Genomic DNA, 392 nt, shown 5'->3' with positions numbered 1-392 from the left:
TATCGACACCTTGCCGCCCGAGCCGCCACAGACCCCCACCGACAAACGCAAGCAGGCCCGCGTGAGCGATCAGCTGGTTTCCGCTGTGGCCAAGGAAGCGGCGCTGGGCTGGGCGCTTTCGCAGGAGGCGAACGATCTGGCGCGCGCGTGGCTGCTGCAGCAATACACGCGCCGCATGACGCGGCCGGCCTATGCCGAGATCTCCATCGCCCTGGCCGAGCGCGATTTGCAGACGCTCAACCGGCTGCTGGACGACACGCCCGACCGCATTCCGCTCTACAACCGCATCGATGCCAACCTGATGACGGACCGCCTCGGCGAAGCGCAGCGGTTGTCGTTTGAAGGGCTGACCACCGCACCCGATGACGAGCAACTGCACGAACGTGTGCGGG

General features: G+C 66.6%; 1 protein-coding gene. It reads left to right on the top strand.

The window, feature by feature from the left end; all coding sequences use genetic code 11:
* Positions 1-392: hypothetical protein (locus tag I6F33_RS38110; protein ID WP_225145813.1), on the top strand; the 392-nt coding region annotated here is incomplete at both ends.

Origin of the sequence: Bradyrhizobium sp. BRP20 (genome assembly GCF_020194215.1) — a bacterium.
Taxonomy (GTDB): Bacteria; Pseudomonadota; Alphaproteobacteria; order Rhizobiales; family Xanthobacteraceae; genus Bradyrhizobium; species Bradyrhizobium yuanmingense.
The sequence above is the reverse complement of the archived record's forward strand: the minus strand, read 5'-3'. Positions and strand labels throughout refer to the sequence as shown.